The organism is Zwartia vadi, from assembly GCF_030410375.1.
Lineage (GTDB): Bacteria > Pseudomonadota > Gammaproteobacteria > Burkholderiales > Burkholderiaceae_B > Zwartia > Zwartia vadi.
In genome coordinates this window covers 1-1,227 of sequence record NZ_JAUHHE010000042.1, presented here as the reverse complement: position 1 = coordinate 1,227, position 1,227 = coordinate 1, and the positions used below count along the sequence as shown (strand labels likewise).

The 1,227-nt window shown below is 57.5% G+C and carries 1 pseudogene; it reads right to left on the bottom strand.

Annotation, left to right across the window (positions count from 1 at the left end):
* Positions 1-109: 109 nt before the first annotated feature.
* Positions 110-1,054: pseudogene (gene tnpC / locus QWY27_RS15235) on the bottom strand (IS66 family transposase); the annotation flags it as partial.
* Positions 1,055-1,227: the final 173 nt, after the last annotated feature.

The following is a 1,227-nucleotide window of genomic DNA, read 5'->3' as shown; positions in this document are numbered from 1 at the left end:
CGTTTCTACGGCACCTATAGATTCGCACCCGTTTATTATGTGCGGAATGAGTTAGAAATCCCCCTATGATTTCTGACTCATAACCTCGCTGCCGCAACATAAATTTCGGCGCAACATAACCTGCGAAGTCATCGACCAGGATGCTGCCCTGCCAGTCACCGAGGAACTCCCGGGCATGTTTGCCCGCACGAGTCTCGGTGAAGTCATAAATCACGGCCTTCAGGCTCTCGAACTGCCCTGGGCTGTAGGCCCAGATGTAAGCCCGATGGGTCTTGCCGTTATCGGGCTTGAGCATGTTGACCGGGGTCTCGTCAGCGTGCAGGATGTCGTGCTTGAACACTTCCGCTTTCAGGGCATCCACCAGGGGCTGGAGTTGTACGCCGCAGGCGCCGACCCAGTCGGCGAGTGTTTGGCGCGAGATCGGCACCCCGGCGCGGGCAAAGATATGCTCTTGGCGGTAGAGCGGCAGGTGATCGGCAAACTTTGCCACCAACACATGTGCCAACAATCCCGTGGTGGGTAAGCCCTTGTCAATGATGTGGGCCGGCACGGGAGCCTGGGTGATCGTCTGGCAGGCGGTACAAGCCCACTTGCCCCTTATGTGGCGCTCGACAGAGAAAAGTCCGGGCGCGTAGTCCAGCTTCTCGCTCACGTCCTCGCCGATGCGCTTGAGCTGGCAACCGCAGGCGCACTGGGTGCTCGCCGGTTCATGGCGAATCTCGGTGCGTGGCAGGTTGGCCGGGATCTGCATGCGACGCGGTTACCGTTTCTCAGCCTCTACCGGTGTAGCAGGCTTGAGCAACTCGAGCTCTGCACCAATGGCGGCTAGATCCGTGTCCATGGACTCTTCAAAGAGCTGGCGCTGTTCGGCCGTGAGGTGTTCGCTCTTGCGCCCGTAGCGCAGCTTGCGGTGGTAGGCGAGCTCAAAGGTGAGCTTGGCGATAATCTGTTCTTTCTCTTTGACCGTGCGGCGGGCTTCGTCAATGACCTGGGTTTGTTCACCAATGGTGGCAATGAACTGTTTGGCGAGGCTTCTGAGAGCCTCCTCATTCATGCTTTGCAGGTCTTGCTCGGTGATCATGAAACGCATGATGACACAAGGTAAGCGTCTGGCGAACACATGTTGCCCCTGAGTCGGGGTTAAGTGAACATGTCTCCACTAAAAACAAGTGGAGAAGTGTTCACGATGGATCAGGCAGCCCCAATCCGATTGCGTACAAGACAACG